Annotated in this window: 16 protein-coding genes and 1 pseudogene; 11 read left to right on the top strand and 6 right to left on the bottom strand. The window is 41.2% G+C overall.

The features are described 5' to 3' along the window. Positions 1-96 precede the first annotated feature (96 nt). On the top strand, positions 97-816 hold the full coding sequence (locus G4P69_RS04730; protein ID WP_208340555.1) for a 15,16-dihydrobiliverdin:ferredoxin oxidoreductase: 720 nt from the start codon (positions 97-99) through the stop codon (positions 814-816). Positions 817-1,055: 239 nt separating this feature from the next. Here G4P69_RS04730 and G4P69_RS04725 read toward each other — a convergent pair whose 3' ends face one another. Then, positions 1,056-2,030, bottom strand: a complete 975-nt coding sequence (locus G4P69_RS04725; protein ID WP_208340554.1) for a class I SAM-dependent methyltransferase — start codon at positions 2,028-2,030, stop codon at positions 1,056-1,058. 660 nt (positions 2,031-2,690) lie between these two features. Here G4P69_RS04725 and G4P69_RS04720 point away from each other — a divergent pair. After that, complete coding sequence (locus G4P69_RS04720) at positions 2,691-3,596, top strand: hypothetical protein (RefSeq protein ID WP_208340553.1); 906 nt, start codon at positions 2,691-2,693, stop codon at positions 3,594-3,596. Here the strand turns inward: G4P69_RS04720 and G4P69_RS04715 are convergent. The 3 genes from G4P69_RS04715 to G4P69_RS04705 all read right to left on the bottom strand — a co-directional run bounded on the left by G4P69_RS04715 (position 3,575) and on the right by G4P69_RS04705 (position 7,636). Then, positions 3,575-3,754, bottom strand: coding sequence for a hypothetical protein (locus G4P69_RS04715; protein ID WP_208340552.1), 180 nt, complete (start codon positions 3,752-3,754; stop codon positions 3,575-3,577). The genes G4P69_RS04720 and G4P69_RS04715 overlap by 22 nt on opposite strands. Positions 3,755-4,209: 455 nt before the next feature. Further along, entirely contained in the window at positions 4,210-6,804 is a 2,595-nt protein-coding gene (locus G4P69_RS04710; protein WP_208340551.1) for a PAS domain S-box protein, read from the bottom strand. Between the two features lie 88 nt (positions 6,805-6,892). Next, on the bottom strand, positions 6,893-7,636 hold the full coding sequence (locus tag G4P69_RS04705; RefSeq protein ID WP_208340550.1) for a phycoerythrobilin:ferredoxin oxidoreductase: 744 nt from the start codon (positions 7,634-7,636) through the stop codon (positions 6,893-6,895). Positions 7,637-8,143: 507 nt separating this feature from the next. Between G4P69_RS04705 and cpeB the strand changes: the two genes are divergently transcribed. The 3 genes from cpeB (at position 8,144) to G4P69_RS04690 (ending at position 10,091) form a co-directional block, all read left to right on the top strand. Then, complete coding sequence (gene cpeB / locus G4P69_RS04700) at positions 8,144-8,704, top strand: globin family protein (protein WP_208340549.1); 561 nt, start codon at positions 8,144-8,146, stop codon at positions 8,702-8,704. Between the two features lie 53 nt (positions 8,705-8,757). Continuing rightward, the gene (locus G4P69_RS04695) at positions 8,758-9,252 is read left to right on the top strand and encodes a globin family protein (protein ID WP_208340548.1); all 495 of its coding nucleotides are present in this window, start codon (positions 8,758-8,760) and stop codon (positions 9,250-9,252) included. A gap of 227 nt (positions 9,253-9,479) precedes the next feature. Then, on the top strand, positions 9,480-10,091 hold the full coding sequence (locus G4P69_RS04690; RefSeq protein ID WP_208340547.1) for a HEAT repeat domain-containing protein: 612 nt from the start codon (positions 9,480-9,482) through the stop codon (positions 10,089-10,091). A gap of 125 nt (positions 10,092-10,216) precedes the next feature. Here G4P69_RS04690 and G4P69_RS04685 read toward each other — a convergent pair whose 3' ends face one another. Beyond that, positions 10,217-10,828 (bottom strand): phycobiliprotein lyase, encoded by a 612-nt coding sequence (locus G4P69_RS04685; RefSeq protein ID WP_208340546.1) that lies wholly within the window; start codon positions 10,826-10,828, stop codon positions 10,217-10,219. Positions 10,829-10,911: 83 nt separating this feature from the next. Here G4P69_RS04685 and G4P69_RS04680 point away from each other — a divergent pair, with 83 nt between their 5' ends. Beyond that, positions 10,912-11,736 carry a pentapeptide repeat-containing protein gene (locus G4P69_RS04680; protein ID WP_208340545.1) on the top strand — a complete coding sequence of 275 codons (825 nt, stop codon included), beginning with the start codon at positions 10,912-10,914 and terminating at the stop codon, positions 11,734-11,736. A gap of 125 nt (positions 11,737-11,861) precedes the next feature. On the opposite strand, the gene G4P69_RS04675 is transcribed toward G4P69_RS04680, so the two are convergent. After that, complete coding sequence (locus G4P69_RS04675) at positions 11,862-13,046, bottom strand: acyltransferase family protein (RefSeq protein WP_208340544.1); 1,185 nt, start codon at positions 13,044-13,046, stop codon at positions 11,862-11,864. 1,140 nt (positions 13,047-14,186) lie between these two features. Between G4P69_RS04675 and def the strand changes: the two genes are divergently transcribed. The 5 genes and pseudogenes from def (at position 14,187) to G4P69_RS04655 (ending at position 20,081) form a co-directional block, all read left to right on the top strand. Beyond that, a complete protein-coding gene (gene def / locus G4P69_RS04670; protein WP_208340543.1) occupies positions 14,187-14,714 on the top strand; it encodes a peptide deformylase in 528 nt (175 codons plus the stop codon). Positions 14,715-14,870: 156 nt separating this feature from the next. Beyond that, positions 14,871-15,581 carry a Uma2 family endonuclease gene (locus tag G4P69_RS04665; RefSeq protein ID WP_208340542.1) on the top strand — a complete coding sequence of 237 codons (711 nt, stop codon included), beginning with the start codon at positions 14,871-14,873 and terminating at the stop codon, positions 15,579-15,581. An 807-nt stretch (positions 15,582-16,388) separates the two neighbouring features. Continuing rightward, positions 16,389-16,541, top strand: a pseudogene (locus G4P69_RS40885) (HMA2 domain-containing protein); the annotation flags it as partial. An 8-nt stretch (positions 16,542-16,549) separates the two neighbouring features. Next, complete coding sequence (gene dhaK, locus G4P69_RS04660) at positions 16,550-17,623, top strand: dihydroxyacetone kinase subunit DhaK (protein WP_208340541.1); 1,074 nt, start codon at positions 16,550-16,552, stop codon at positions 17,621-17,623. An 82-nt stretch (positions 17,624-17,705) separates the two neighbouring features. After that, on the top strand, positions 17,706-20,081 hold the full coding sequence (locus G4P69_RS04655; RefSeq protein ID WP_208340540.1) for an EF-hand domain-containing protein: 2,376 nt from the start codon (positions 17,706-17,708) through the stop codon (positions 20,079-20,081). Positions 20,082-20,094: the final 13 nt, after the last annotated feature.

Here is a 20,094-nt window from a genome sequence, read left to right as displayed (position 1 = left end):
GTAACAAAATATTGCCTTCTTAATGAGAAATGAGACTAATGTTAGAACTCTTCCCTATGCTCACGAAAAGAGCATACTTAGGGACGAGTTAAGTTTATGTTTCAGCCTTTCCTCAAATATTTAGAGCAAGAACTATTTACTCGGTTCGAGTTACGGAGCCGTCCTGTTCTCCCAGAATTAGAATTTCAAGTGAGTCAACGTGGCAAAAATCCAGCCATGATTGAAAGTTGGTGTTATCAATGTCCCCAATTCCGCAAAATTCGCTACACTTACATCAATGCGGGCGAAACTGCTCAAATTTTTAATAGTGTTATTTATCCTAACTATCACTACGATTTGCCCTTACTGGGGATTGATTTCTTATCATTTAATAAAAAGAAAATATTAGTTGTTTTAGATTTTCAACCTTTATTCCGTACTCCAGAGTATTTAGAAAAATACATCGAGCCAATGCATAATCTCAGAGACAAGTATAGTGAGTTGGCGCAAGATTTACCGATGAAATTTTATGATGCTAATCAGTATTTTTCACCTTACCTTTTGTTTGCAAAAACTGATGCAGAAACAGTCATTAATCGACTTTTTCCAGCCTATAAAGAATATATTCAATTGTATTGGCAATTATTAGATAAAGCGGAAAAACTAACAGACTCAGAACAGATAGATAACGTTATTCAAGCTCAAAAAGATTACGATCAATACAGTGCAGAAAGAGATCCAGCTTCTGGGTTATTTAGTAGCTATTTTGGTCATGAATGGTCAGAAAAATTTCTACATGAGTTTTTGTTTGAAGATGCTGTTTCTGTAGCTGTTTGAGGAAGACAATTGTGGGGTCGGATAGTAACCGTTGTTCACCTGCCTACCTCACTACTAATCACAGTATTTTTGTAGCTAAAGATACAGATTACTTGGATGAAAGAACGTGATGCGCGAACCCACAAAAAATTTATGCTAATCGTCTAACTATAATTCTAACCATTGCTTGATTAGTTTTATTATGACCTTTTCAGAACAGAAGTCAGCAAGAGTACTGTGAAATAACATGTCTTGGTTAGTCACCTTGAAAGGGCTGGTTTGATCCCCTTAGCAACCCACCAACTTTCGTAGCGAAAAGCTTCCGGTAATGCAGCAATGCGGTAGTATTCTCTAACTACCTGCTCAATAAGGTTTTTATCTTCTAACTTCAACATAATACTCGCCGTAGGAATATAATTGTCTGCGCAATAGCGAATTCCTTCTCCCCGCTCAATGTTCATAAGCTGACGCACATTGACATCGGTATAACCAGTATTTACTAAGTATGAACCGAGTTTAAAACTGACATATTGGTCTCCCCCATAAAACATTTGTAACTGATATATTCTTTTAAGAAAAGATTCGATGATAGGTGAGGTTGGATAGACCAGTCCAGCAGGAGGATAACCTGCGTCCACTATACAAATAATTCCTCCAGGCTTAAGAACTCGACTGATTTGACGTAGGGCTTGTTCAGGATTTTGCAAATGTTGAAACAAAAGCTGTGACCATACAAAGTCGAAGGAGTTTGGTGGAAAACGTAGGTCATAAACATCATGTTTCTCGAAATGCAAATTCTGGAGAGAACTCTTGTGTTGAAGCTGTCTGGCTTGTTCTAGTACAACGTCACTTGTGTCTATACCCACGACTTTACCTGGAGCAGCAGCATGAGCAAGACATTCTGTTGTTACTCCAGATCCACATCCAATATCAAGCACAGACATACCAGGGCTAAGCCCTGCCTCCTGCCAAAAAGTGAACTTAGTTGCCCTTCGAGAGCGTTCTTTCATCAAAGAGAGTTCGACTTCATAGTCTAACGTCTTGTCTGGACAGTACGAACCATCTTTTGCTCGTAACAAATCTTGTTGAAGCCCAGACAGCAAACTGATTTCTAGGTGATTAAGTCCGTCGAGTTCTTCATTAAATGGCATTGTTAAACCTTCACTAACTTGTAAGTAGGGCAATGGGCAAAGGAACAAAGCTACTTTCATGCTTAACAGTGAAAGTTGTTTCATTTGGACTGCCCTGAAAAATTCAACCTTTTGACGGTTGAAATTAGGACTTACACATTCACAAAAATCATCAGATATGTGTTAGGAATTAATAGCGTCCAACGTTTGATTTTTCCACAATTGAGAGTTTTACCGTCTACCTGTAGGGGCGCAAGGCATTGCGCCCTTACAAGTCTGAAACAACCATTATCCATTAATACACATGATGGTCAATTTGTTAAGCTGCTGTCCTGATGCTGCCCGTTTCATAAAACCCGGAAAAATCTGCCCAATACCAGATTTTTCCGGGTTTTCCGACTCATTTTATGGGCCGATTTTTCAGCTATGCTGGCAGATTTTTCGCACTTTTTTAGCCCAACCCTTCCCAAGAGCCGCCCATAGCCACAGACATACTGCGGGTGCGGTTAATACTGGTGCCTAAACTTTCTTCCTGAGACCAAGTATTGGAAGTATTAAATGTTTTCAACATGCCGTGAAAAGTCAGATGAGTGATGCAGCAACTCATTTTGTCATGCCGTTAGTCTAAACTCCAGTTGTAAGTTATCATCATCAGCAGACCGGTTAATCAGACTTTCCTGTGATTTTTGACTTGCTTAAATACCAAAGCCTGTTGTAATACAGCTAAAGCCCGCCACTACTCCGCAAAATAAAAAGAGGTTCAAAATGAAAGCCAAAAAACTGAAAAATAATAGTTTCGCTCTATCCAACAACCTGAGACAATCTCTTGTCTTTTCTACACCCGAACTAAACTCCAAATCACCAGTGGTGGATGGGGATGCCACAGTGATGATTGAAATGACGACAAAAGACATTGAGGTTGTTGTTGGCGGTTTTGATGGAGAGAATCAACCAATCAAAGAACAAAAACATTTGTATCAAGTAGCTGATGTAATTCCTTTGATTTTTTGTTTAAAAAAAGAATTCGAACAAACTAAACTACTTAAATATATGCAGGACGAAACTATTTCTCATACCAGAAAACTAGACTTTGCTCCTTATTTTGCTTATTTTGTGAACTCATTTTCCGACTTAAACAAGTATATATTGCCTTACAATGATACAGAACTTGAAAATGATGAACTAGGACTAAAGAAAAAACTTAATAAACACATGGAAGAAGATGAATCGCATAATATTTTATTTAATGATGATACCCAATTATTTCAAGTAAAATTTAATAATTTTAGTTTTTCTGATTATTTAACTTTTTTGTGGAATGATAATATTAAAAATAGTCGTCTAGTTGGGTTTGGAATTGCAAAATTAACGCAAATTGCTTCAGAACCACGAATAAGATACTGTCTAATTCGTACAATAGAAGAATTAGGTAATACCTTTTTTTCAATTTCACACAAGTGTAGACTAGATGGGCATGAAAGTAAATATTTTGGTTCAATTCATTTAGGATATGAACCAGGAGGATTACATCTTGAAGGTGATAACGAAGAAAAATTTTTAAGCCAAAACCTAACACTAGAGGAATACAATTTAGCCAAAAGTATTACTCAAGAATGCTATATATTGTTCTTTAATTTCTTGGAAGAGGTTTATGACCAAATTATTAAATAAGCTGAAACTAAAGAATTAGATTCAAGTGTAACTTCTTCTCCATAGGTATCGCGATCTACTCGCGAAGAAATATCATTATTTGTTACTTTGGGAGGCAGACCAAAGACAAAATTTAATTGGCTACCTAATTTGCCCATATCGGCCAATACTACTGTCATAGCCCAACTCCAGATATCAGCATTAGCACCTTTTGAACCATTGACAGCACTTACAACAGGCGAAGCCTCTGCATGAGCATTAAAGTAGCTAACCCAACCACCTACAATACGGTTCGGTTAAAGCTTAAAATCCTAAATTGCGTAGGCTGGGTTGAGGAACGAAACCCAACGTTTTTGAGATTTTGTTGGGTTTCGCTCACGCTCTACCCAACCTACAATTATCCTTAACCAAACCGTATTGCAACCACCTAGAGTAAATTGTTTGTTTAACTTATAAGTAAACTGTAATTAGAGGAAGTCGCCGTACTTCCTCCAAAAGGCAACTGAGCAAATGTGCTACCCTTATTCCCAGTTACATCTATGTTGTTAGTATTACTACCTCAGTAGCGAAGGCAATCCATAATTTCGCTGTTAACATGTGTTGGGAATTGTTCACGAAAAAATATCGGATATCATCAGGAAAGCGCGGAAGTATCACGGCAATGGGGGAGCCGGATAGTAACCGTTGTTCCCCTGCCTACGTCACTGGTAATCTCAATATTCCCCCCATGTAATTCCACACATTTTTGTACAACTACTAAACCTAGTCCAGTACCTGCAATGTGACGGATATTTTTCCCACGGTAAAAAGGCTCAAACAGTTGTTTTTGATCTTCTATAGGAATACCTAAACCCCAATCTCTAATCTGAATTTGAACACCTTTTTTTTCAAAAGTAAGCAAACATTGAACCTGTCCCGATGGAGGTGAATATTTAATCGCATTTGAGAGAATATTAGATAATATAGAGCGCAATAACTTTTCATCGCCATAGACAAGAGTATTTTTCCCGTGACAGGCAAAATTTAGTGTATGCTGAACCCCTGCACTCAGTTGCATTTCTTCGACAAAATGACGGCAAAATCTCTCTAAATCAAGCCATTGCGCGTTGAATTCTAGCTTGCCAGTTTCAGCACGATTAATCGTTAGAATATCTTCTAAAAGTTGCACCATATTTTTCACTGAATCTTGAATCCTCCGCAGATTTCGCTCCCGTTTTTGAGAATTTTCCCAAGCTCCTGGTGATGTTTCTAAGAGTTGAGCAGCCGCGAGGACGGTACTGAGTGGAGTCCGAAATTCGTGGGAAACCATAGAAAAGAAGCGAGTTTTTAAAGCCCTTAATTCTTTCTCTCTCTCTAAAGCAAGTCGAACTTCATCTAGTCTTTTACGTTCGGTAATATCTCTTGAATTAACCACGATTTTTGGGGATTGATTCCCCTCAAATAAAGACCCCTCTGTTTCAGTAAAACTAAGTGCTTTTGATAAAGCTTCAAAAGTCCGCCATTGTCCATCCTGATGACGACGACGAAATTCGATGGGACTAGTTTCTTCTGATTTGTGGAACGCCTGGCTGAGAATTAGCTGGATATGACCTAAATCATCGGGGTGGATATAGGTAAAAAAGTTCTGACCAATTAATTGTTGCGGTGAGTAACCTAAAACTTGTTCAACAGACGGATTTTCGTAAAAAATCGTCCCATCTGGTGTAAGAATGGTAATGATATCTAAGGAATTTTCGATCAGGGAACGAAAGCGTTCTTCACTCTGGCGTAGAGCCGCTTCTGTGCGTTTGCGCTCAGTTATGTCTCGCTGCACCGAAATCCAGTGGGTGTAGCGACCTTGCTTATCTGCTACGGGAACGATACTAAACTCAGCCCAAAACTCACTGCGATCTTTGCGGTAGTTGATCAGTTCTACGGTGATGGATTGCCAACGAGAGAGCGCAGAACGTACCTGGGCAATAACAGCCCGATCTGTTTTTGGCCCCTGAAAAATGCGGGGGGTTTTCCCTAACACATCTTCCAAAGTATAACCCGTCATGGTGGTAAAAGCTTGGTTAACGTATATAATACGAGGGCCAGGGGGATCGATAGGTTGAGCTTCGGTGATTATGATCGCATCATTGGTGTTCACAACTACTGATTGAAGCAAACGTACCTGTTCAGCTTGACGCTTTTGTTCGGTGATGTCAGCCACAACAGCCACCAGTCCGGTAATCTGCTCCTCACTGTCAGTTAAGGGTGCAGCCGAAAAAACAATCTCCAGGGGAGAACCGTCTTTTCTATAGCGGCGCACTTCTAAGCTTGCAGGGGTAATCCCGGCCAAAATATTCTGCCAGATAGCTTCATACTCTGACCCTTCCAAGTCTGTCATAACGGGGTTAGGGCGATCAATCACTTCCTCTACAGCCCATCCGAACATCCTCTCGGCAGCAGGATTCCAGATTTTCACCCTTCCTTGTAAGTCTAGGGTAAAAATGGCACGGGGTGAGGCAGCAATCAGAGAAAGAAGGGTTTGATTAGTGTGATTGAGAGCTTCGTTAGTTTTAGCCAGTTCCTCTGTTCGTTGTTGGACACGACACTCTAATTCTGCATTGAGTTTCCGCAGTTGCTCATAGAGTTCTGACTGTTGAATGGCGATCGCGACTTGTGCTGCTAGTTGCCGCATCAGATCCATTTCCAACGGTCGCCACCGTCGCGAAGCACGGCAATGATGGGCAATGAGTAGCCCCCACAGATAGGGTTTTGCAGGAGTAGGGCTAGTTTCTCCCTGATTTCCTTCTTCTCTAGAAGACTCGGTTAGGGTCGGTTTTCGAGCATCCAGTTCTCGTAATTGCTGGATAATAGGAACTACTAATTTCGCCCTAACACCAAACTGCTGTAAAAATTCTACCAAACAAGGCTCTACGTTGTCGCGAGTTATGTGGGTAATCGCCCGGATTTTTCCTTCAGCGTAAGCTTGGTGGTATTCTGGGGGAAAGACTTCTGGCGGGAAGGTTTCGCCCAAAATAGAAGGATATTCTGGCAAAACGGCTTCTGTGATGGCGGTACCTGTCCCATCTCCCCAGACACGATAGATTAACACCCGATCTGTCAAGAGGAATTCCCTAACATCAGCAACGGTAGTGTTTAGCACTTCCTCTAGATTCAAGGATTGACGAATGTGTTGGGCAATTTGGTTTAATAATTGTTCTAAGTTACTCCTTAATGCTTTTTTATCCCTTCTGCCCATGCTTCGTATTTCTTCGATTCTTTACGGAAATTTAATTTCGGAATGGTCTATTTAACATTTTTGCCAAGACAAGGGAACAACAAGAATTTTACTGTTGCCTTGTTAATTGTCGCTCCAAATCAAACAGAAACCCGTGAATATATTCTTCTGTCCAATCTTGGCCATACAACCTTGTAAACATTCCTCTTGCTGGATCTTTTTCGGCTCTATAACCAATGTACCGCAGTTGAGCATTTTTTATCTCTTCTAAGCGTTGGTTATCTGTAACAAATTCGGCTTGCTCAACCAAATCTAAATAAGCCTTCAAATAATCCTTAAATGCTTCTAATACTTTAGTCTCAACAATTTCGGTTTCTTGAGGACGACTCCAGAGAAAAGCAGGGGAAAAGAACGGTTTAGCCTCTTCAGGAAAATCCCCTCCCCAAGGAAGATCTTCTTTATAAGATTGGAAAATAGGCAAAATAGGATCACTATATTTTTTTTTGTAAGTCGCATCATGGAAAAGGGGCTGCATATCCAAAGCTATCAGATGCCCTCCCGGCAAAGTCACTAAATCTGCCCCAAAAAAAGGCAAATCATAGTTTAATTCTGGAAAAATAACGAAGTTAAGCACCTGTAACCCCTTGCCTCCCTGGACATGAGCAGCCCGAATCTGCCTTAATTTTGGGGATTTAAAGGCGTGGCTAGTGGTAATCACTAATTCTTCTCGTTTTCCTTGCTTGGTGAGGGCTTCTTTTCGTTCAAACCCTTTAGGAATGGGATAGGGTTCTAGGGAAAGCCTCTGTTGCATCAAGGCTAGGGCATAGTCTAAAAAGGGCTGGTAAAGGGACATGGTTAAAAGGAGTCAGAAGTCAGAATTCAGGAGTCAGTAGGGGGTGTTAGGACTTGATTTTTTCATAAATCAAACCGGATTCCTATAATCAACTTTAGCTGAAGTGAATCACAAAATTTGAAAAACATTATTTGAAAAAAGGAGTCAGGAGTCAGAATTCAGGAGTCAGGAGTCAGAATCAATTTGGGGTCTAAAGCCCCTTACAAGATTTTTGATGTGTAGCAACATTTATGCGAATTAGTATAGCAATTTTGGAGTACAAAACAAAGATTCAAAATTTGCGAAATTATATGGGAGAGCCCTAACTTTAGTCTCATTCCTAATTGAGAAGGCAATATTTTGTAACATTATTGAATTAAATATAAACAAATGTAACTTTCTTTCTCACAAATGGGACGAAGCGAACAATTTCTTCATATCTTCTATTGTGGTTAGTCACAAATACCCCGTTGACGACCGACCTCATAAACATTCACATCCGTTTCAGTTAATCATAAGGAGAGCTCAATGCTTGACGCATTTTCCAGAGCAGTCACTACTGCCGACGCTAAAACCGCTCCTATTGGCGGTGCTGAATTAGCAGCACTCCGTAACTTCATCTCTCAAGGTAACCGTCGTTTAGATGCAGTTAACGCGATCGCTAGTAATGCAAGCTGCATGGTATCTGATGCTGTTGCTGGTATGATTTGCGAGAACACTGGATTAGTTCAAGCAGGTGGTAACTGCTATCCCAACCGTCGTATGGCTGCTTGCTTACGCGATGCTGAAATTATCCTACGCTACGTTACCTATGCCTTACTTGCTGGCGATGCTTCCGTTCTCGAAGATCGTTGCTTAAATGGACTCAAAGAAACCTACACAGCTTTAGGTGTTCCTCTGCAATCTACTGCTCGTGCTGTAGCAATCATGAAAGCTCAAGCTGCTGCTCACATTAAAGACACTCCAAGTGAAGCTTTTGCTGGTGCTAAATTACGCAAAATGGGAACACCCGTTGTAGAAGATCGTTGCGCTAGCTTAGTTGCTGAAGCAGGTAGCTATTTTGATCGCGTGATTGCTGCTCTGAGCTAACTCTAACCAGTCTTAATCAATCCAATCGAATCAAACTTTAAGAGCGTAAAGACATGAAATCAGTTATTACCACCGCAATTGCCTCTGCTGATGCTGCTGGACGTTTTCCTAGCACCTCCGATCTCGAGTCCGTACAAGGCTCTATTCAACGGTCTGCAGCTCGTTTAGAAGCAGCTGAAAAGCTTGCTAGCAACATTGATAACGTTGCTAAAGAAGCTTATGACGCTTGCATTAAAAAGTATCCTTACCTCAATGATGCTGGTCAAGCAAATTCTACCCCCACCTTCAAAGAAAAGTGTCTGCGTGACGTCAAACACTACCTCCGCTTGATCAACTACTGCTTAGTTGTAGGTGGAACTGGTCCCCTTGATGAGTGGGGAATTGCTGGTCAAAGAGAAGTCTATCGCGCTCTGGGATTGCCTACAGCTCCTTACGTTGAAGCTCTAAGCTTTGCTCGTAATCGCGGTTGTGCACCTCGTGACATGTCCGCTCAAGCTTTAACTGAGTACAATGCTCTCCTCGACTATGTGATCAATTCTCTGTCCTAGGGACGCAGATTCACTTCACATCTAGTCTAAAATAAACACTGGGGGACTCTAAGTTCTTAGCCTGTCTTATTTTGAGGTAAGCTAAGCACTAAGAGTCCCCCCAGCCCCTTTGGGGAAGTCAAAAGTCAAAAGTCAAAAGTGTTATAAAACAAGGCTTATGGCTGTTTGAAATGGTCTACTTATTTCTGCTGAAGTGTGCTAGTTAAAAATAACCGTTCAGAACACCCATGACACAAGAGCAATTACTCGAACAACTCAAACACCCTAATCCCCACTTGCGTGAACGAGCAATCTGGGAACTTGTGGAAATCCGGGATAAAACGACCATTTCTTCCTTGATGGCTGCTTTGGATGAGGAAGATACTACCTATCGACGGGCGGCGGTGAAAGCTTTAGGGGCGATTGGGGTTGATTGTGTTCCTCTTTTGGCTGATTCATTGCTCAACAGCGAGAACTTGACGGTGAAGGGAAGTTGTGCGAAGGCTCTTGCTCAAGTTGCTGTCAACTATCCTGATGTACCTTTTCCAACCCAAGGAATTGAAGCCTTAAAAATTGCTCTTAATGATCCTAATCCTGTGGTTCATATCGCTTCGGCTATGGCTTTAGGTGTAGTGGGATTACCTGCATTAGAGAGTTTATTAGAGGTACTAGAAACAACAGATAATATAGGGTTGGCTGTATCCATTGTTAATGCTATTAGTTCTATCAGTGATGACCGTTCTAGGGAAGTTTTAACCCAATTAGCTAATAATGAATCTGTGGATACTTATATTAGGGAAACGGCCATCAGTGCCTTATCTCGGCTAGATTTGGTACAGTCAAAGTTGACACCAAGTTGAAGAGTAAGAAGCTAAGCCATTAAAAGCATCTAACTACTTGGACAGAATAAATAAATTACATACATTTAAATCCCAATGCCCAATGCCCATTGCCCGATGCCCATTGCCCATTGACCATTGCCCATCTAGAAGCTTAAATGCGTACCAGTTTCAGCCAACGCTCTGACGCGGTTTTGTTCCATCAACTCCTCTAAGAAAGCAGGAGAAACGCAGCGACGCTCAGAACAATAAGTCATCAAATTAACCCCATTAATCATCTTGACAGTGCTGACACGTACTCGAAAGTTTTCTGTCACAAACCAACATCTTTCTTGTCCTTGATTGCGTTCGTATTCTGTCTCAATGGTTAAGACTCCATCATCTGCAAACTGGTAAACACTAATCACTGGAATCCCTTCTACATAGCCTCGATTGCGTAAAAATTTTCCCTTGCGGGGGTTTTCAGGATGGGGAATATCTACTAGAATGGCTTCGTAATTGGGGTCTGGTTCTTTTTCACTTAAATTGCCCTGCCACTGGAAACTTGCCCCCCCACTGATTAAACTGGGATTTACTCCGTAGGTTTGACAAACTTCTAAAACTTTTGGGTTATCTTGCTCCAAAACCTTGATAATTAAATTAGATTCCCCTGACTCATCTCCGGCAGAATCAAAGCGATGAACGGTGCGCTGAGAAAACCAAACTCCCTCACTTTTGCCGAAGAAATCTATCATTGTCATGGGCGTTGTTATTAACATTTCCAGTTAAACCTCGATTGTTTAATTCCTAACTAAAAGTATTGTCTCACAAGGCTTTCTCTTTTTTTACTTTTTACTTGCTTATGAATCCCCTAGTTGCTCGTCTTAGTTTTGCTTACGTTTCTGCCGATGATGTTCAACAATCCCTTCTTCATGGCAAAAATTTCAACAATTCTAATTTAGAAGAGATCAATCTGAGTCAAAAAAACTTAGCTTCGGCTAGTTTTAGGGGAACTATCCTAATTGGAGCTGATTTAAGCCAAACTAATCTCAGTAACGCAGATCTTCAAGGGGCAGATTTGCGAAGAGCTAATCTGATAAACAGTAATCTCCATCAAGCTAACTTAGAGAATAGTTATTTATATCGGGCGATTTTATGTGGTTGTAATTTGAGCGAGGCAAACCTCAATGGTGCTAAATTGGAACTTGCTCAGTATGATTCGCAAACTATCTGGCCAGAAGGCTACGATTACCGTAACTGTGGTGCAGTTGGTCCAAAAGCCAATTTAGCTGGTGCTTATCTTAACACCGCCAATCTCAGAGGTGCAAATTTACAAGGCGCTAACCTACGGGGAGCTTACTTGAGTGGGGCGGATTTGACGGGGGCTAATTTAGAGGGAGCTGCCTTAAGTGGGGCTAATCTGCAAAGAGCGTTACTGACTGGTGCTTATTTACGCAATGCCAAACTGGTGAATGTAGAGTTACAGTTTGCCGATTTACGAGGAGCGGATTTGACAGGCGCAGTTTTGGAACAAGTACAAAGCTTGGAGGGGGCAGATTTTACGAATGTGGAAGGCTTGAGCGATTGGGAAAGAGCTTATTTGTGCAGTCGTTCTTCTCAAGAGTTGGGAACTTGGAATCCATTCACACGAGCTAATACAGCACAGAGTCTAGAATGTAAAAGATGACTTACGCATTGACAGGAATTGTCCAATAAACTGTGGGCATTTAATTTGTATATGGGACGCGGGCTTTCCGGCCCGCACTACAATAATTTTACGTTTTCGTCTTATACAAGAGATTTCTTCACTAGTTAATGGGCTTTTGTCTGAACATATCTCCTCGTGTTTTTTTGAGATATAGATGAAAATGGCTTTTCAAAGATTATGTAGAACAAATATGCAAATGTCAAAGCTACTCCTCCACTCACAAAGTATATTGATACTGCAAACATAATTGGAGTCAATTGTAGATTGAGCAAAAAGTGACGTACAAGCGTAGTCACTGCGCCGTGAGTTAAATATAAACTGTAAGAAAATGCTCCTAATTTGACTAAGGGCGCGGATTCGAATATCTTTAGAATCATTGGCAATCTTTTACCCTCACAGATGGATTTAGTGCAGTAGATCATTAGACAAGCGGCTGCCATGCTAGCAAAAATAAAAGTAACCCATCTATCTATTTTTAATTGCTCCCACTCTGTTAATAAACAAAGAGCAGTAAAAATTACTGTCAGAAAAGCCCATGGATAAGACTTTTTCACTGAAAGGAAATGTGGCTGATTAGAAAAGCCTATTTCTGCTGCTAGCATACCTATGGAGAATGAAACTAAAAAAATAAAACTGGTATCCTTCATTGCACCATTGAACAAATAAATTGGAGCAAGTCCAATGACAAAAGCAGCGCCAAACACTGACAACCATCCCCAACGCCTCCATAACGGTAGTAACAGTAGTGGAAACAGAAAATAAATTTGCCATTCCACAGCTACGCTCCAAAATGGAATGCTAATACTATAAGCTTGTGTTCCTAAACCCAGATTGTGGATGAGGAGAAAGTGTAAAATTACATCAATCAAGGAAAATTTAGTCGAAACCCAATCCCAAGGAAGATCATGCCATTGGAAGTTAGTAAATTTCTCTAAGACATATATAGATAGAGCTATTAGTAAACAAAAAATAAGAGATGCATAGTATGTTGGAATTATTCGCCTCGCTCTCCGCTTGAAGTAATCTAACAAAGTACCTCGAATATAACCTGTTTGAGAACGAACTACAGGCAGCATCAAACAATAACCAGATAATACTATAAAAACTGGCACCCCTAAGAAACCATATCTTAGAACTTTATGTGGCAAAGTTATCCATACAGGCAGATTTCCTTCTTGATGTTGAATCAGATGAAAGAAAAGGACAAATAGAGATGCAACGCCACGTAGTCCATCTAAGTAAGAAAGATGAATTTTACCCCTCTTGAGGTCTGGAGAAATCTGATTCATTGGATTCAAATAATTAAGAGCAAAAAGTTTATGTGCAACCCAATTTTCTAATTGCAGAGATTAGAGTGATATCACACAATTTCACAATTTAATACATGAATATTCGCAAACACTAAAAATAATAGGTTGTTCTTGCATGTTGGCTAACCAAAACCTATTCATTGGTTGACGCGAACACAATGTATCAACGACACAATGCAAAATTGAGTTGATATGAGGATTTGTACTATTGAGGTTCAGAGACAAGTCAATTTAAGGTGGGGTTAAACCACCAGGAATTCTTACAGCCGGGACTCTTTGAACAACAAAGTCATACGCAATAAAAAGAGTACCCTTTAGCAGTGGCTGCTGGATGCGAGCGGCGAGGATTAATCTGAGAAAATCTGTTCTAAACATTACAAGTAACCTCTGAGTTCAAATTGTGCCGCTTTACTCTTTTTTGCACAACTTAACTACTGCTCAACTCCTTTTTTTAGACATCTCCAGAAATTAATTATCAGCGCAGGCTAAATAAGAATTGTATATTCATTTTCGGAGATGTAGATGTCTATTTAAGACTAATTGCAAAAAGCTCCATTTGTGATTGGGAACGCAAATAGTCTCCGTTAGAGAGTTCGGAAAAAGAAAATCAAAGCCTTGTGCAACGGGGATCAATATTTAATTTCTACAGAGGTCATAAAACTTTACGGTACATAGTTTATTGTTTACTTTATTGCCGCCTGTGTAGTGTAGATAACAACAGTGTAGACGAATACGAGTTACTGACCTGTTTGTATGCACACTGAGCTTTTCGATAAAGAAACAAACTTATGTTAAGTAGATGTAAGTAGTTTCATTTGCTCGTTACATGATTGACCTTAGCACTTGAACCAATAAAGCGTGCAACAGGTTCTGAACTTTTTTACAAAAACTTTAAGATTTGTTGACAAATACTTTACAATTACCTTTTGAGATTCCTTTGTTCTTCACTTCCGTTCGGTAAAGCGAAAAACGAGTGCGATCGTCGCTAGTTCCCTGTGCGACGCTACGTGTAGCTTGCTTCCCCAAAGAGGTGCACCGCAGCGCTTCGCGATCGCCCTCACACTTTTGCGTTACGATCAAATAAGTGTTGCATAGTGTAAAAAAATAAAAATTTCTCTTATGCCCGAATTACTCCCAATCATTCAATTAGGCAATTCGGTACTGCGCCAAAAAGCCTCGGTGATAGAAAATATACATGATGATCGTATTCAAAAACTCATTGAAAATTTAATGGCAACAGTAGCCAAGGCTAACGGAGTGGGGATCGCAGCACCGCAAGTCGCAGAATCTAAGCGTCTATTCATTGTAGCGTCCCGTCCAAATCCTAGATATCCCAATGCACCGGAAATGGAACCAACTGCGATGATTAACCCCACAATCGTTGCAAATTCAACAGAAATTGTTAAAGATTGGGAAGGATGTCTTAGTATTCCAGGGATTAGGGGCTTAGTTCCTAGGTATCAAGCGGTTGAAGTAGAATACACTGACCAAAATGGTAGGCTTCAAAAGCAAGAATTTACCGATTTTGTAGCGCGTATCTTTCAACACGAGCATGACCATCTTGACGGTATCGTTTTTTTAGATCGCCTGGAAACGAATCTAGACATCATCACAGATCAGGAGTACCAAAAGCTTGTAGTTCATTAAGCCTTTACTTAAATTTAGCGAGCTTCAAGAAATTCTCCGGAGTTTTGTAGGTTTTCAATTGCTTTATTTGCTACTTCTGTATAGTATATTAGTACTCTAATTCGTCATCTCGATAAGAGTTATCTTGTTCAAATAGTTCCAGATGAGAAATTATTTATGTCTTCTGCTCAAGATATGGCACTAATTTCAGAAGATGCGCCAGAAGATGTTATATTTCCTCCTGGTGACTTGTACAGTGATGAACCGCCTTTGGAAACGGAACTACACTTAAGACAAATACTACTGTTAATTCAGTGTTTAGAATGGTGTTGGAAACAGCGTCAAGACTTCTATGCTTGCGGCAACATGACAGTATATTATAGTCCTCGTCAACGGAAATCTGAGCAGTTTCGGGGACCAGACTTTTTTGTAGTTTTAAATACCGAACGCAAAACACGTAAAAGCTGGGTAGTTTGGCAAGAAGATGGGAAATACCCAAATGTGATTGTCGAAATTCTCTCTAATAAAACGTCTGCTACTGATAAAGGTTTGAAGAAAGAAATATATCAAGATATTTGGCGAACTCCTGACTATTTTTGGTTTGACCCAGATAGTTTAGAATTTAAAGGATTTCATTTATTAGATGGTCGTTATCAACAACTGCAACCAAATGAAGCAGGCTGGCTGTGGAGTCAGCAATTAGAGTTATATTTGGGGATTCATCAATCGAAACTGCGCTTTTTTACTCCTGATGGACAACTTGTACCTACACCCGAAGAAGTAGCACAGCAGGAACAGCAACAACGGCAACAAGCCGAGCAGCAGCTTGCAGAAGTGGAGGCTATGCTTGCTCGTTATCGGGAAAGGTTTGGGGATTTATCTTTGTGAACAGGGTGTAGGCTGTAGGCTGTAGGGAGCAGAGAACAGGGAAAACTACGTCTATAAATGTTGGGTTACCTTGCACTGAAGCCATCTTTGGGGTCCCCAAGCCAAGAGGGGGGAGGATTCAGACGCGGCAACTTTTCCTGGCGATAAGCCTAGCTGCTCCCCCAAGAAGTACCAGTCCAGGGAAAGGCTGTCCGACGGCTCTTAGCGAAGCGTGCCTCACCCCTCGCCCGCGCTCCACCTGGATGTAACCGTGACCCCAATGGCACGCTCAAAAACATCCAACCCTGATTCTCTGTGTCGAAAACTTAGATCTATTAAAACAGGTTCAGGCGCTAAATTATCAAATTTAGATGCGTGCCAGCTTATCCCTCTTTTATCACTTTCGGCAGGGAATAATCTGAAACCCTTTATGGGTAAGGATTTTACCTAAAAAGTCCAGTTTTGGGGTTTTGCAATGTTCGCGATCGCTAATCTCCTTATCAAGTCTAAGTTTCATCATTTAGGCTTGATTTTTCTCTACCCATAGTGATAAAAGAGGGTTATATTGTGAGTAAATTTCACTTTATGCGCGAATTGACTTCTACGCTAAAACCCTTACCCCACACTAGATTTCACTTTATGCGCGAATCTCGTCGCCTGAAACACTTATAACTTCGTTCTCAAAATTTCACTTTATGCGCGAACCGACACTTATGCGCAAATCGAATGGCTGAAAGTGCTGTAAACTCGTGCCTAAATTTTCAACTTATGTGCAAACCCACATGTCATAAAAGTCTGTCCATCATTAACTTGTAAAGTTTCTTTTCCCTTTCTTTGGGACTAGCTACACTGTCAGTGCGTCAGCTATTTACTAAGGGTTTGCAATTCGAGACCATTCCCTGGTATGTATTGGGTTGGTATGCTTTTGATAGCTTTATCAAACTGCATGGCACCAGTCAAACACAGCCTACTAGTGAGTGATATCGGTTATGAAAAAGCTGATTAATACCCCTGTTGACTTTATCCGCGAAAGTTTAGAAGGTATGGCAGTGGCTCATAGTGATTTAATTAAAGTTAACTATGAGCCAGCCTTTGTTTATCGATCTGACGCACCCGTACAAGGTAAAGTAGCAATTATTTCTGGGGGTGGTAGTGGTCACGAACCGATGCATGCTGGTTTTGTGGGGATGGGGATGCTTGATGCAGCTTGTCCGGGAGAGGTTTTTACCTCACCAACTCCTGACCAAATGTTGGAAGCAGCGAAAAGGGTAGATGGTGGGGCTGGTATCCTTTATATTGTTAAGAATTATAGTGGCGATATCATGAACTTTGAAATGGCAACGGAGTTAGCTCATAGTGAGGGTATCCCGGTGCTAAATATTTTGATAGATGATGATGTTGCTGTAAAAGATAGTCTGTATACTCAAGGACGTCGAGGTGTAGGTACAACGGTTCTTGCAGAAAAAATTTGCGGTGCAGCAGCAGAGAAAGGGTATACTTTACAACAAGTAGCGGATTTGTGCCGACGGGTAAATCAGAATGGACGGAGCATGGGGATTGCGCTAACTTCCTGCACTGTACCCGCTAAAGGAACACCAACGTTTCAATTGGGCGATCGCGAAATAGAAATAGGCATTGGAATTCATGGCGAACCTGGAAGAGAGCGTATTAGCATAAAATCGGCAGATGAACTTATACAAATGCTAACGCTATCGATAATTGACGATTCATCCTACAGTCGTACAGTACGAGAGTGGGATAATAACAACGGGGAATGGGTGGATGTAGAATTGGTAAATCGGGCTTTTGAAAAGGGCGATCGCTTGCTAGCATTTGTAAACGGCATGGGCGGAACTCCCCTAAGTGAACTTTATATTGTCTACCGGAAACTAGCAGAAATCTGTGAGCAGCAGGGAATACAAATTGTCCGAAATTTGATTGGTTCTTACATCACTTCTTTAGATATGCAAGGTTGCTCAATCACCCTATTGAAGTTAGATGATGAAATGATTCAATTGTGGGATGCGCCTGTAAAGACACCGAGTTTGCGCTGGGGGATTTGATCGTTGATGCACAAGATGATTCATTTGAGAGCGTGCGTAAGTCCTATAATTAGGAAGGAATTTCCCAAAATGTTATAGATTTATGACAAATACAGAACTTAAAAACACAACAATCACTAACGAGGAAGTCGAAAAGTTGTGGACAGCATTCAACGTGTTTGATAAAGATGCTAACGGTGGGATTTCAGCAGAAGAATTAGGTCTAGTCATGCGTTCCCTAGGACAAAGTCCTGATGAGATCGAACTGCGCGACTTAATTAAAGAAGTAGATGTTGACTTGTCGGGAACTATCGATTTCGAGGAGTTCAAAGCGCTAATGGTGTCCAAGCAAGGCGATCGCGTTAGCCGGTTTCAGCTTGCATTTAGTGTGTTTGACGAGAATAACAGTGGTGAGATTACCGCAGACGAAATGCGATCTGTGATGAATCAGTTTGGGCTGACTGACGAAGAACTCGACGAGATGGTCAACGAGATCGACCACGATGGGGATGGTTCTATTAACTTTGAGGAATTCTGTAAGCTAATACCAGAGGAGTCAGAAACAAATATAGGCTATAAAGACTCACCAATTTTACAAATCAGTTTATTGGAAACAGGAGACAATTTAAATAGTGCTGTAGCTGCTACCAACGAGACCACTTTACAGCAAGAATCGACTAACTTGGAGTCAGAAGTAGCACAGCTATCGCAACTACTTGCTAAACACCCAACTCATAAGGAAAAGCGCGGTACTTCCCGCTTGCAGATGCAAATTGGCATGTTTCGCCTGCTTCAAGGCGCAGCATACCGTTGCTTCCGCGAGAGTTTTTCTGCTCACCACGAAACTCATCTGCGTGTAAGAAATCTACCATACCGAATAACTGATTTCGTGCAGTATGTCAAGAAGGCAATTGAATTGTACAAACGATTGGGTATCGCGTCTGAAGCTTGTAACCCGGTACTCGATGCGGTAGTTCAATCAATTACAGAAGAATATGCACGACTAGAGGAACGCATCAAGAACTGGAAAACAGTGCAAAAGACACCAGAGATGTTGGCAGAACAAACAGCAATGTTGGATCTGCGCGGTAAGTCTGCTAGTGTCAAGCAGAAATTCGCGGCGGGAGTTGAGTTTGCAATCACTTTGAAAAAGAAAAAGTTTACCATACGTGATATTGCTGAAGGTGTGCTTGCCATCAATGAACTTAATAGACTCAGAAAGATGGAAATCACTGAAGAACTAGCTCCACCACCAGCAAAATCAAAGTCAAACCCACTAGAATACTTGAAGAAGTGGAACCGTGTTGTCCTCTCTAACGTATCAGAAGAGGTAGATGGTGCGATGATGCCAGTGTCTTACTGGTATGAGGATTTCATGCCAAAGCTGCTAGCTGCATTTAGTGTCACTACAGAAGCAGATATCCAAAGTAATACAATACCTGATGAAGCAGCTTTGAACCAGTGGTACGAGTCAGTCAAAGCTAGTGGGGAATTTAGCCGTTATGGAGCGGATGTTGCAGAAGGCTTTGCAAACTGTACTCCCAAACAAAAACTCATGCTCAAGCAAGCGTGGCAGCTCACACACCACTACCTTAATGGGGTGCAGAAACGGCGCGAACGTGAAGAATTTGGGCGCGACTCAGGCGCACTTTCACAATACGTCGCGTTCATTGATGCATATATAGGTCGCAGTGATGTGGAGAATTCACAGATGCGCCTAAGCTTCCCATACTACCTTGGACCTGCGGTGTGGCGCTTTTTCCACACTACTGCTGAGATTGTGTCTACCAAAACACCTGATCAACAAACAGCATTGGTGGCAGTTTTTAAGGAGTTCTTTGAGCTGTTTGCCAGTATGTACCCCTGTCCTTACTGCCGCCATCATCTTAACATGTACGTTGTACAGAATAAAGAAGTGGAAATGTATCCTGTAGAGTACCTGTTACTTGGGCGTGATATACATTTAACAAACTTTGAGGTATCATTGGAGGCGAAGCTATCTTATGTTGTAGATGGTCCCTCCCTGCGCTTGTTCTTATGGAAGCTGCACAATACCGTCTCCTCATCTATTGCACGCTCGGAAGAATGGTATCATAGGGATGAGAAAGCATTATACACCACTCGGTACTGGCCTAGCCTTGACTCCGAATTAGCACAAGCTCGTGCACTGAAATATGACAGCATTTTAACTGACTCTATCTCCCGCCTTTATGGTGTAATCAAACCAGCTTCACGGCTTGCTGGGGTGAGAACAACATTACAAAAGCTTTTGGAAAAAGGTGATCACGAAGGCATCAAAGAGGCATGTATAGTCGCACAAGATTACATCAAGGACTTAGAGTCGGCTCTTGAAAGTGGTAACTTCCTACAGGAGACATACTATTTTAACCCTGAACTTGTGGATCAAGCTCCCCACTTTACCCCTGAAGAGGAGGCGTTTGCACGTAGCGGTATGTTTGTGGAAATCAGGATCGTCTGAGTCAATGAGTTTT

This window comes from Aetokthonos hydrillicola CCALA 1050, from assembly GCF_017591665.1.
Lineage (GTDB): Bacteria > Cyanobacteriota > Cyanobacteriia > Cyanobacteriales > Nostocaceae > Aetokthonos > Aetokthonos hydrillicola.
The sequence above is the reverse complement of the archived record's forward strand: the minus strand, read 5'-3'. Positions and strand labels throughout refer to the sequence as shown.